General features: G+C 43.4%; 9 protein-coding genes. 5 read left to right on the plus strand and 4 right to left on the minus strand.

Annotated elements, in window-relative coordinates:
- Positions 1-124 precede the first annotated feature (124 nt).
- Positions 125-1,684 (minus strand): N-acetylglucosamine-specific PTS transporter subunit IIBC, encoded by a 1,560-nt coding sequence (gene nagE, locus AB6D80_RS22425; protein ID WP_372189651.1) that lies wholly within the window; start codon positions 1,682-1,684, stop codon positions 125-127.
- A 475-nt stretch (positions 1,685-2,159) separates the two neighbouring features.
- Between nagE and nagA the strand changes: the two genes are divergently transcribed.
- The 4 genes from nagA (at position 2,160) to asnB (ending at position 8,088) form a co-directional block, all read left to right on the plus strand.
- Entirely contained in the window at positions 2,160-3,296 is a 1,137-nt protein-coding gene (nagA, locus tag AB6D80_RS22430; RefSeq protein ID WP_017103237.1) for an N-acetylglucosamine-6-phosphate deacetylase, read from the plus strand.
- Between the two features lie 2 nt (positions 3,297-3,298).
- The gene (locus AB6D80_RS22435) at positions 3,299-4,513 is read left to right on the plus strand and encodes an ROK family protein (RefSeq protein WP_009847335.1); all 1,215 of its coding nucleotides are present in this window, start codon (positions 3,299-3,301) and stop codon (positions 4,511-4,513) included.
- Positions 4,514-4,596: 83 nt separating this feature from the next.
- Positions 4,597-6,183 (plus strand): cation:proton antiporter family protein, encoded by a 1,587-nt coding sequence (locus AB6D80_RS22440; RefSeq protein ID WP_009847336.1) that lies wholly within the window; start codon positions 4,597-4,599, stop codon positions 6,181-6,183.
- A 234-nt stretch (positions 6,184-6,417) separates the two neighbouring features.
- The gene (asnB, locus tag AB6D80_RS22445) at positions 6,418-8,088 is read left to right on the plus strand and encodes an asparagine synthase B (RefSeq protein ID WP_012604542.1); all 1,671 of its coding nucleotides are present in this window, start codon (positions 6,418-6,420) and stop codon (positions 8,086-8,088) included.
- An 82-nt stretch (positions 8,089-8,170) separates the two neighbouring features.
- Here the strand turns inward: asnB and rfaH are convergent, their stop codons facing one another.
- Entirely contained in the window at positions 8,171-8,677 is a 507-nt protein-coding gene (rfaH, locus tag AB6D80_RS22450) for a transcription/translation regulatory transformer protein RfaH (RefSeq protein WP_009847338.1), read from the minus strand.
- Positions 8,678-9,178: 501 nt separating this feature from the next.
- On the opposite strand from rfaH, the gene AB6D80_RS22455 reads away from it, so the two are divergent.
- On the plus strand, positions 9,179-10,564 hold the full coding sequence (locus tag AB6D80_RS22455) for a peptide MFS transporter (protein WP_012604544.1): 1,386 nt from the start codon (positions 9,179-9,181) through the stop codon (positions 10,562-10,564).
- A gap of 106 nt (positions 10,565-10,670) precedes the next feature.
- Here AB6D80_RS22455 and hemH read toward each other — a convergent pair whose 3' ends face one another.
- Positions 10,671-11,633, minus strand: a complete 963-nt coding sequence (gene hemH, locus AB6D80_RS22460) for a ferrochelatase (protein WP_371708145.1) — start codon at positions 11,631-11,633, stop codon at positions 10,671-10,673.
- Between the two features lie 276 nt (positions 11,634-11,909).
- Positions 11,910-12,554, minus strand: a complete 645-nt coding sequence (adk, locus tag AB6D80_RS22465) for an adenylate kinase (protein WP_009847341.1) — start codon at positions 12,552-12,554, stop codon at positions 11,910-11,912.
- Positions 12,555-12,932: the final 378 nt, after the last annotated feature.

Here is a 12,932-nt window from a genome sequence, read left to right on the forward strand (position 1 = left end):
TTAGTAAGACTCGCTACACTGTGCGATCTAAACACCTTAAATGATAGGTGTTGCCCGTTTGGGAGGCTTTCAATTTGAAACTTACTTAAGAGTAACTTTACTTCTTAATTAAGCACTTCCGTCACTATGGAAGTTTTACATCAGATAGGTCTTCACCTGCACCGATAGCTTTCATTTCGCCAGCTACGATTTCAGCTAGTGGGCCTAGGATAACCTGTAGGTTGTTCTCACCTAGTTTAACCACACCTTTAGCGCCAAGCTTCTTAAGAACAGCTTCATCTGCGATAGAGCGGTCTTTAAGAGTTAGACGTAGACGAGTGATACAAGCGTCGATTGAAGTTAGGTTGTCGTGACCACCTAGTGCTTTCAGGTATTGACGTGCAACTTCACCTTTTGGTGCGTCGCCAGCAGGAGCTGCTACAGCTTCGTCATCATCTTCACGACCTGGCGATTTCAAGTTGAAAGCGCGGATTGCGAAAGAGAAAGTGAAGAAGTATAGAGCACCGAAACCAAGACCGATTAGTAGTAGTACGAATGGTTTAGTTGCTAGACCCCAGTTCAATACGAAGTCGATAAGACCAGCAGAGAAACCGAAACCGTGTAGAGTACCAAACATGTTTGCAACTACTAGAGACAGACCTGTAAATACAGCGTGCATTGCGTATAGAGCAGGAGCTAGGAATACGAACATGAATTCTAGCGGCTCTGTGATACCTGTTAGGAATGAACAGAATGCAACTGAGAACAGTGCGCCACCAACTTGGCTGCGTTTTTCAGCAGGAGCAGCTAGGTACATTGCAAGTGCAGCACCTGGTAGACCGAACATCATTACTGGGAAGAAACCGTTCATGAACACGCCAGCGCCTTTATCGCCACCGAAGAAACGGTGTAGGTCGCCAGATTTAACAGTTTCAGTCACTTCTTTAACTACAGTAGTGATTTCTGGAGTTACAGAGTTAGCGAATGTGAATGTGTGCTCTTGGCCAACAACTAGAGTTTTAGCTAGTGATGGGTCAACACAAAGTTGAGTGATGTTAGCGAATGCGCCTTGACCAGCAACGATGATTTCTTGACATGTACCCATACCGAACCAGAAGTATGAGTTCAATACGTGGTGTAGACCTACAGGGATAAGTGCACGGTTAAGAGTACCGTAAACGAATTGACCAATAGCGCCAGATGTTGATACTGCGTGAGCCAGTGCGTCTAGACCAGATTGAACACCAGGCCAAACCACACCAGACACAGCACCTGCAACAAGTGCAAATAGACCAGCCATGATAGGTACTAAACGTTTACCCGCAAAGAAAGCCAGCCACTCAGGAAGACGTGTTACATGGAAAGCGTTGTAAGAGTGACCTGCGATGATACCAGCGAAGATACCGCCGAAGAATGACATGTTTACGTCAGCGTTAATTGTTGTTGCTGTCGCTGTTAGTACGAAGTAAGCAACTGCACCAGCAAGACCTGCTGCGCCGTTACCGTCTTTAGAAAGACCAATCGCGATACCTAGACCAAATAGCAATGGTAGGTTACCGAAGATAGCTCCACCAGCTTCTGCCATGAATGGAATATCAAGTAGATCGCCTTGACCTAAACGTAGTAGAAGCGCCGCAATCGGAAGTGTTGCGATAGGTAGCATTAATGCCTTACCTAGCTTCTGTGCATATCCTAGAATATTCACCAGTTGTTTCCCCCTATAGGATTTTTTAGAATTCATTTGAGAAACTTATTTTAGTCGCTCAATTTAGTCCTATTCAGTGTATTCAATTAATTTTGCCCCGCAAATTAAAACCTTACCATTTGTGATCCTAATCACCAGTTTTTACCAAATCCAGAGGTTTTTGCTAGCGAGATCATAAAACTTATTTTATCATTCAAAAAAATGAGCGTTTATAGATAAAATTCAAATCTAATCATTAGGCAAAAACATGATATTCCTAACTTTAGATTACCCTATGAACAATCATTAACAATGAACCTAAATGTATAATAAAGATCAATTGTTCATATGTTTTTCAACAACTTAAATAGCTTCCCATTTTGAAGCCGTTCGCCCATAAAAGATAAATCGTTACGTAAATGATGCTCGCAAACTAAGTCCACATTTAGGTAACGAACAAATTTAAAAGATCTCACGAAATAAGGATTAGCTGACTATGTACGCGCTAAGTAACTGTAAAATTTACACTGGTAGTGATGTTCTAACCGATCATGCCGTCGTAATAGAAAATGAACTGATCAAAAAAGTCTGTCCTATCTCTGAATTGCCAGAAGGAATCGAGGTTCGCGATCTAAACGGAGCAAGCCTAAGCCCAGGTTTCATTGACTTACAACTGAATGGTTGTGGCGGTGTAATGCTTAACGATGAGATCACAGCAGAAACAATGCAGATCATGCACGAAGCAAACCTTAAATCAGGCTGTACTAGCTTCTTGCCAACGCTCATCACTTCTTCAGACGAAGATATGCGTGCAGTTATTACTGCAGCTCGTGAATATCACAACCAGTACCAAAACCAATCACTAGGTCTGCACCTTGAAGGTCCATACCTAAACGTTGCAAAAAAAGGCATCCACAGCGTCGATCACATTCGTAAATCAGACAGCGAAATGATTGAACTGATTTGCGAGAACAGCGACCTAGTTTCAAAAGTAACATTGGCACCAGAGCTTAATGATCCAGAACATATCGAGCGCCTACACAAAGCAGGCGTTGTCGTTTCTATCGGCCACACAAACGCGACTTACGCAGAAGCTCGACAAAGTTTCGAATCTGGTATCACTTTCGCTACCCACCTATTCAATGCAATGACCCCTATGGTTGGTCGTGAACCTGGCGTTGTTGGCGCGATTTACGACACGCCAGAAGTTTATGCAGGTATCATCGCCGACGGCTTCCACGTTGATTACGCAAACATCAGAATTGCGCACAAAATCAAGGGAGAAAAGTTAGTATTAGTGACGGATGCCACAGCTCCTGCAGGTGCTGACATGGAATACTTTATTTTTGTCGGTAAGAAAGTATATTACCGAGATGGTAAGTGTGTTGATGAAAACGGCACACTGGGCGGCTCAGCTCTGACTATGATTGAAGCAGTTCAGAATACAGTTGAGCACGCTGGTATCGCTTTAGACGAAGCTCTTCGCATGGCTACACTATACCCAGCTACGGCTATCGGTGTAGAAAGCAAGCTAGGTCGAATCAAAAAAGGCATGGTTGCAAACCTAGCTGTATTTGACCGAGACTTTAACGTTAAAGCGACTGTTGTTAATGGACAATACGAGCACAATTAAGTATGAATGGCGGACAAATAGGTAACGTAGACTTAGTTAAACAACTAAACAGTGCGGCGGTATACCGACTAATAGACCAGCAAGGGCCTATCAGTCGTATACAAGTGGCTGATGTAAGCCAACTCGCACCGGCAAGTGTTACAAAAATTACCCGCCAACTTTTGGAGCGCGGCCTCATTAAAGAGGTTGCGCAACAAGCGTCTACTGGCGGTAGACGCGCGATCTCCCTAACCACAGAAGTCGACCCTTTTCATTCTGTCGCTGTACGCTTAGGTAGAGACTATATTCAAATAAGCCTTCATGACCTTGGTGGTCGTGAGTTGGCTTTCCAACAACAAGACCTAGATTATTCAGACCAATCAGACCTTACACAAGGCTTGGTCAATAACCTCAAGGCTTTCATTGCTGAGCATCAGCCAAAGATCGACCAACTGATTGCCATTGGTGTCACCCTTCCAGGCTTGGTCAACCCAACGACCGGTGTTGTTGAGTACATGCCAAACACGGACATCGATAACCTCGCATTGAGCGATATTATTCGCGATACTTTCCATGTGGCTTGTTTTGTTGGTAATGACGTTAGAGGAATGGCGCTTGCTGAGCACTACTTCGGTGCAAGTAAAGACAGTCAAGATTCTATTTTGGTCAGTGTGCACCGTGGTACGGGTGCTGGTATTATCGTTAATGGACAGGTTTTCTTAGGCCATAACCGTAACGTGGGTGAAATTGGTCATATCCAAATTGATCCGCTAGGGGAACAATGCCAGTGTGGTAACTTCGGTTGTCTTGAAACCGTAGCGGCAAACCCTGCCATCGTTGATCGAGTGCAGAAACTCATTAAGCAAGGCTATGAATCTTCTTTAACGGAACTTGAACATATTACGATTCAAGATGTTTGTGACCACGCAATCAATGGCGATGAACTCGCGAAGCAAAGCTTAGTCCGAGTAGGAAACCAGTTAGGTAAGGCTATCGCGATGACGATCAACCTGTTTAACCCTCAAAAAGTAATCATTGCTGGTGATATTACTAAGGCACAAGAGATTGTTTTCCCTGCAATTAAGCGCAATGTAGAGAATCAGTCGTTAACGACTTTCCATAGCGGCCTGCCTATTGTAGCATCACAGATCGATAAACATCCTACGATGGGAGCCTTTGCCATGATTAAGCGCGCCATGCTCAACGGTGTGTTACTGCAAAAGCTTCTTGAAGACTAAAGAAAACAATTCTGATTTTCCGCGGGCCGTGTTTGTATAAACACGGCCCGTTTTTTTAAGCTAGGGAACTACAACAACAAGTTATGGAACTTATATTAATATCCACTGCGTTTATCGCAGGATTTATTGCTTTAAAATGCCACCTCCCCCCATTAGTTGGTTTTTTGGTTGCAGGTTTCGGGCTTTATGCCCTTGGCTTTGAAACCAATGACACCATCATTACTTTGGCTGACCTTGGTGTCACCCTTCTCTTATTTACTATTGGCTTAAAGCTGGACATCAAAACCCTACTCTCTAAAGAGATCTGGGCTGGCGCAACGATCCACAATCTTTTATCCACTCTGTTTTTTGCAGCCGCTCTATTTGGTTTTAAGTTCCTAGGTATTTCATCTCTAGCAGCCATGTCAATAGAACAGATCGTTCTACTCGGTTTTGCTCTTTCATTTTCTAGTACTGTATTTGCGGTCAAGTCTCTACAAGAGAAAGGGGAAATGAATGCTACCTATGGCACACTAGCGATTGGCATTCTGGTCATGCAAGATATCTTTGCTGTCGTATTCTTGACTGCATCGACGGGCAAAATTCCAGAGTGGTATGCGATCGCACTGTTCGCTTTGCCTTTCTTTCGCCCATTGTTCTACAAAGTCCTCGATTGGGTTGGGCACGGTGAAATGTTGGTGCTATTCGGTATCTTCTTCGCATTAGTTGTTGGTGCTGGCTTGTTCCAGTTTGTAGGAGTAAAACCAGACTTAGGTGCCCTTATCCTAGGTATGCTATTAGCCGGTCACCCAAAAGCTTCAGAGCTATCGAAGTCGCTGTTTAACCTCAAAGAGCTTTTCCTCGTCTGCTTCTTCTTGAATATTGGCTTGTCAGAACAGCCAACTATTCAGGGTTTTATGCTTGCAGTCTTGTTCTTATTGTTACTGCCAGTGAAAGGCGTTCTGTACTTCTTGGTACTAAACCGATTCAAGTTCCGTGTTCGAACCTCCCTACTCACTTCTTTGTCACTGTTTAACTACAGTGAATTTGGCCTCATCGTCGGTGGCCTTGCTTTTAAGATGGGCTGGATGTCTGGCGACATCTTGGTGGCAGTGGCTATAGCCGTTTCATTGTCGTTCTTAATCGCTGCACCTCTCAACAAAGCGGGTCACAAACTTTATCAACAATCAGGTCGCTGGTTAAAAGAGCACGCTGCTGAGAAGCTCCACCAACGTGACAAACGAATTGACCCAGGTCGGGCTCAGGTTCTAATTCTTGGTATGGGACGCATTGGTACTGGTGCCTACGACGAATTACGCTCACGCTACGGCAAAGTGAGTTTAGGTGTAGAAGTTCGTGAAGACGCGGCACATAACCACAGAAGCCATGGCAGAAACGTTATTTCTGGTGACGCAACTGACCCGGATTTCTGGGAACGAATCTTAGACACAGCAAACGTAAAACTGGTGATCTTGGCTATGCCTCACCACCAAGGTAATCAAACCGCCTTAGAACAATTAAAATCACGAAACTTTAAAGGTCAAATAGCGGCAATTGCCGAATATCCAGATCAGCTCGAAACACTGAAAGAGAATGGCGTCGATGCGGCATTTAACATTTACAGCGAAGCTGGTAGCGGTTTTGCCCGACATGTTTGTGAACAATTGAATCCGAACATCAATAAAATATGATATTCAACATGTTCCATTTAACCTCTCAAAATTGCGATTTTTTTGCACTTTTGAGAGGTTTTTGTTCAAAAAACCAACCGCAATTAGACGCCACTCACCAAAACTACCTTAAAAGTAGATATTTTCTAACATAAACCCCTTTATATTATTTTTTTGCTCACATTCGGTTGCTTTTTTTAGCCAGAATGGCAAATTGAATGCAGTTGATTTAGAAATTATTTAAAAGGAAGTTCTATGTGTTCAGTATTTGGCATTCTCGACATTAAAAGTGATGCCGCAGCACTTCGCCCTATTGCTTTAGAAATGTCTAAAAAGCTTCGTCACCGTGGCCCAGACTGGTCTGGTATCTATGCAGGTGAAAAAGCTATCCTTGCTCACGAGCGTCTAGCTATCGTCGGCTTAAACAGTGGTGCTCAACCACTATACAGCCAAGACAAAAAGCACATTCTTGCAGTTAATGGCGAAATCTATAACCACAAAGAACTTCGCGCTCGCTACGAAGATAAATACCAGTTCCAAACTGACTCTGATTGTGAAGTCATTCTTGCGCTTTACCAAGAGATGGGTGCCGACCTTTTAGAAGAACTTAACGGTATTTTCGCTTTCGTTTTATATGACGAAGAGAAAGACGAATACCTAGTCGGCCGTGACCATATTGGCATCATCCCGCTTTACCAAGGCTACGATGAGCACGGCAACTATTACGTTGCTTCAGAGATGAAAGCACTGGTTCCAGTTTGTAAGACGATCAGTGAGTTCCCTCCTGGTAGCTTCTACTCTTCTAAAGATGCAGAACCTCAACGCTACTACATCCGCGATTGGAACGAATACGCAGCCGTTCAAGGTAACAGCACAAGCAAAGAAGAGCTAACTGAAGCGCTAGAAGCTGCTGTTAAGCGTCAACTAATGACTGACGTTCCTTACGGTGTACTTCTATCTGGTGGCCTTGATTCATCAATCACTTCTGCAGTCGCTAAGCGTTTTGCAGCAATGCGTATCGAAGATGATGAGCAATCAGAAGCTTGGTGGCCACAACTACACTCATTTGCTGTTGGCCTAGAAAATGCTCCCGACTTGATTGCTGCACGTGAAGTTGCGGACAAAATCGGTACTGTACACCATGAGATGACTTACACCATTCAGGAAGGCTTAGATGCCATCCGTGATGTTATCTACCACATCGAAACTTACGATGTAACGACCATTCGTGCATCGACGCCAATGTACTTGCTTGCTCGTAAGATCAAAGCAATGGGTATCAAAATGGTACTTTCTGGTGAAGGTGCTGATGAAATCTTTGGCGGCTACCTGTACTTCCATAAAGCGCCAAACGCAAAAGAGTTCCACGAAGAGACGGTACGTAAACTTCTTGCTCTAAGCATGTTTGACTGTGCCCGTGCAAACAAATCACTTGCAGCATGGGGAGTCGAAGGTCGTGTACCATTCTTGGATAAAGAGTTCATCGATGTGGCTATGCGTTTAAACCCTGAAGACAAAATGTGCGGTAACGGTAAAATGGAGAAACACATCCTACGTGAGTGTTTTGAAGACTACTTACCAGATTCAATCGCATGGCGCCAAAAAGAACAGTTCTCTGATGGTGTTGGCTACGACTGGATTGATACATTGAAAGCAACGGCTGAAGAAAAAGTAACGGATCAACAAATGGAAGCTGCTCAGTTCCGTTTCCCTTACAACACACCAACAACCAAAGAAGGTTATGCTTACCGTGAAATCTTTGAGGAGCTATTCCCTCTAGAATCGGCGGCAGAGTGTGTACCTGGCGGCCCTTCAGTTGCCTGTTCATCAGCAAAAGCGATCGAGTGGGATGAGTCATTCAAAAACTGTGTAGACCCATCAGGCCGTGCGGTACAAGCCGTTCACAACGACGCCTATAACGCTTAAGCGTTTGAAAAATCAAATACTAAAAAAGGCGTATTATGCGCCTTTTTGTTTTAAGCCTAGTTTTTACTTTTTAATATTTCACTTATACGTGAGCTTGTAGTGCTTCGTTTTCAATACTGATCGGAACCACTTGGCTGATCATTTTTACGAGCATAATGGATCGAGCTTCGCCATCTTTCTGATGGTAAATAGCTTCAACACCCGCAAACTGGCCACTATTAATTTTGACAACTTGCCCTGATTCAAACTCAACACAGCAATCTTCAACTTCGCTACTGCAACACTTCTCGAACTCTTTTAGCTCAAAAACCAAATCACCTTGGACTTCATACGGCCTTGCACCGAACTTAATAAAGTCGACAACACCACGAGTTGAACGAACGGTAGTAAAGCTTGGGCCTTGCTCATAATCAAAACGGACAAAGATATATGATGGGAACAGCGGTTCTTGGACCAACTTCTCTTTCCCTCTCACTACCTTTTCGACTTCTATTTGAGGGTAAAAGCACTCTACCCCCTGATTTTCTAGGTGCTGTTGAGCGCGTTTTTGATCACCACGCTTACAGTAAAGTAAATACCAACGTTTCATTTAACTCGCCATCTTCGTTCTTTGGACATTTAACCACAGCCTAAAACAATTTAGTCGCCGTTAATAAATGAGTCCTGATAAGCGAGAAATTACGCGGAACAGACAGACTTATCAACCAAAAAGTCATAGGTAAAAAATTTGGTCAGTCATTGTACAAGGAACATTTAGAGATCAAAAGACTCATTGCTGTAAGCATATGTATATCGCAGATAATATGAATAACATTCCCTATAAGATCATAACGATAGGCTAGGGCAATAGATCTAAACATTTTTATTGGATAGGGTTTTAAAAAAGGTTACTAACCAACCAGGTCAAATATGGAAAATTAGTTTGCAGCACAAGTAGAATGGGCCACATTAAAAGTAAATTTATTTAATATCAACGTCTTAGCAAAACCAAGTTATCGTGACCACAAAATACGCCTATTGCAGACTTTTACCCTACTGTGTATACATGAATGACTATAAAATCTTTTAATATCTAAAATTAGTAAAACTTATGCCAAGCAATCACAACATCTTTGGCCACCCTAGAGGCCTATTTTTATTATTTAGCACAGAGCTATGGGAACGTTTCTCCTACTACGCGATGCGTGCCATCCTTGTGTTATTTTTGACTGACACGACCCTCAACGGTGGACTTGGTTGGTCAACGAAAGACGCACTTGATCTCTACGGTATTTACACTGGCTTAGTCTACATCACGCCATTGATCGGTGGCTGGATTGCCGATAACTACTTAGGACAACGTAAATCGATCCTAGTGGGTGGTGTATTAATGGCACTCGGCCAGTTTACACTCGCTCTTCCTAACGGCGCTATTGGCTTAGACCAAGTAAATGCTCTTTATCTAGGTTTAGCACTACTTATCAGTGGTAACGGTATGTTTAAGCCAAACATCTCGACCATGGTTGGCGACCTATACCAAGAAGGCGATAACCGCCGTGACGGTGCATTCACCATTTTCTACATGGGCATCAACTTAGGTGCATTATTAGGTGGCTTGATTTCAGGCGCTGCTGTCGACTCTTTCGGCTGGAAAGCAGGTTTCTTAGCCGCTGGTATTGGTATGGTTATTAGCTTAATCATGCAAATGACAATGGCTCAATCTTGGTTAGGTAACATTGGTTCAGTGCCCGCAGCTGCGCGAGCAAAAGCACTGAACAAATCAAAAGAAAAAACGCCACTAACCAAAGAAGAGTTCGATCGATTAAAAGTTATTCTGGTTATGGGTCTATTCGTCATAGTTTTCTGGGCGGGCTTTGAACAAGCTGGCGGTCTGATGAATATCTATACTCAACAATATACTGACCGCATGATTGGTGGCTTTGAAGTCCCAGCAGCGTGGTTCCAATCTCTGAACCCATTCTTCATCATTACACTTGCACCAATCATTGCTGCATTTTGGGTTAAGCTTGGTAAGCGTGAACCAAATTCTCCAGTGAAATTTGCAATGGCTTTGTTCTTCCTAGCTCTTGGTTTTGTGTGCATGATGGGCGCTGTAATGGAGCAAGGTGGCGACCTAACAGTGAAAACATCAATGCTGTGGCTAGTAGGTGCTTTCTTCTTCCATACCCTTGGCGAACTTTGTCTATCTCCTATTGGCCTGTCGTTGGTCACTAAGTTAGCTCCGCTTCGTCTCGCATCGCTAATGATGGGTGCATGGTTTGGCTTCAACGCTGTCGCAAACTACGTAGCTGGCCTTGTGGGTTCTCACGTTGGTGAGCTTGGCGCAATGTCTATCTTCGGTGGTATCGCAATTACAGCGACAATAAGTGGCGTCTTACTTCTTCTTTGTGCTGGCAAGCTTGTATCATGGATGCATGGCGTAGAAAGCAACATGATGCTTGAAGCAGAGCCAAAAGCAGAAACTTCGGTTGCTTAATATCTAGACCTATTTCAAGAAGAAACATCCAGATCAAAAAGGGCTGCTCAATGAGCAGCCCTTTTGTTATTTTTAGATGTGCATGACAGTTTAGGCGAAGTCGTATTTAACGATACAGCGCCACTAACTCCGCCATCATATCGATGTGCGAGTCTCTATCATTCAGACACGTAATGTAGCTAAAGTCTGAGCCACCAGCGTCAATGAAGGTCTCTTTACACTGATCCGAAATCTCTTCTAACGTTTCTAAACAATCCACAGAAAATGCAGGCGCCATAATATCGATTTTTTTGATGCCTTTGCTTGGCAATGATTCAAGTGTCTCGTCAGTGTATGGCTTCAACCACTCTTCTCGACCAAATCGAGATTGGTATGTCATGGTGATATCATCCGCTGATAAGCCTAACTCAGCAGCAAGGAGCTCTGTTGTCGCTTCACAATGCTGTGGGTAGATGTCGCCTTCATCAGCCAATCGTTTCGGAATACCGTGGAAAGAACAAACTAAATGATCGGCTCTACCATTTTCATCCCAATGGCTACGCACGCTTTCAGCCAATGCTTTTGCGTAGCTTGGGTGCGCGTAGTAGTCGCGAATAAAGCGATAGCTCGGAATCACTGGCATCTGCTTAAAGGCCTTGGTTAAGCCATCAGATACGGCCGCTGTGGTTGTGCCTGAGTATTGAGGATATAAAGGCAATACGATGATGTCTTCAACGCCCTGATCCATTAATTGCTCAACGCCCGTTTTAAGGCTTGGGTTACCATAGGTCATACCCAGCGCTACGGGTATCTGTAATTTTTTCTGGAGCTTTTCGGCTTGTCTTTGAGAGTACACAAGCAGTGGTGAGCCTTCATCCATCCAAACAGACTGATACAGCTTAGCCACTTTCGGCGCTCTAATCGGTAAGATCACCCCATGTAAAATAGGACACCACAACCAACGCGTTAAGTTTACGACTCGCTTGTCGTGTAAGAATTCACTCAAAAATCGACGAACGCCAGCTGGGGTCGCTGAGTCTGGTGTTCCTAAGTTCACCAGTAAAACGCCCTGCTTTTTATTATTTTCCATAGATACCTGAGACCAATATGTGATTTTCTGGAACGTAATATACTAATCTACATAAGTTTAAGATCATTGTTGTGCTACTAAATTTAAGAATAATCGTTCTTAACCTAGGTGATCACAACATCACATTGATCGTTAGCCGCGCGAATCTAAGCCGTACCACGGAAACAGTGCACAATCGAGTTTATCTAGATTGGTATATGACTAAAAATTGAAACAAAAAAAGCGACCTTAAGGTCGCTTCCAATATATCAAATTCTAAAACTGGCTGTTAGCCAATTATGCTAGTGCTTTCTCAAGTTCTGCACTAACTTCAGCAACTTGCTTAGTACCGTCGAACTTAAGGTACTTAGTGTTACCTGCTTCAGCTTCTTTACCGTAGTAAGAGATAAGCGGAGCTGTTTGATCGTGGTATACACCTAGACGTGCACGAACTGTTTCTTCTTTGTCGTCATCACGAACCACTAGCTCTTCGCCAGTGATGTCATCTTTACCTTCTTCTTTAGGCGGGTTGTACACATTGTGGTATGTACGGCCAGAAGGAAGGTGAGCACGACGACCAGCCATACGCTCAACAATCACATCGTCAGCTACGTCGAATTCAACAACGTAGTCTACTGCGATACCCATTTCTTTTAGGCCATCAGCTTGAGGGATTGTGCGTGGGAAACCGTCTAGTAGGAAACCTTTCTCACAGTCATCTTGAGCGATACGCTCTTTGATTAGACCAAGGATAATTTCATCAGAAACTAGCTGACCAGCGTCGATTACTGATTTTGCTTGCTTACCAAGCTCAGTACCCGCTTTGATAGCAGCACGTAGCATGTCACCAGTTGAAATTTGAGGGATACCAAATTTGTTCATGATGAAGTTAGCTTGAGTACCTTTACCCGCGCCAGGAGCACCTAGAAGAATGATGCGCATGTTTAATCCTCTTATAAAAATTATGATTTATACCGAAGCTCACTATCCCGCCTTTCTGGTTCAATTTAAGTCGAACAAGAGAGGTTAGGTAACAACTGAGGCTAAGCACAACTGTAAACAGAAGCAAAACGGTAAGTTTCGGTATAACGTTTAAAAATCATACAACTGGAGATGATAGGTTCATAGTACCAGCTGATTAGGTCGAGCATTCTATCACATTAATATTCAATTTTGCTTAAATTAAGACTAAAGAATGTATCGACAGCGTTTGCGTTTGTCTTGTTAGCAACTTTAGCGATATTTCGATGAAGTTAAGCGACGTTCATAAAAAAAGGTTCATCGCGGATTAGCGGGAACTTAAAACAAAAACGGTAGTAA

The organism is Vibrio sp. 10N.247.310.17, from assembly GCF_041466605.1.
Taxonomy (GTDB): Bacteria; Pseudomonadota; Gammaproteobacteria; order Enterobacterales; family Vibrionaceae; genus Vibrio; species Vibrio tasmaniensis_A.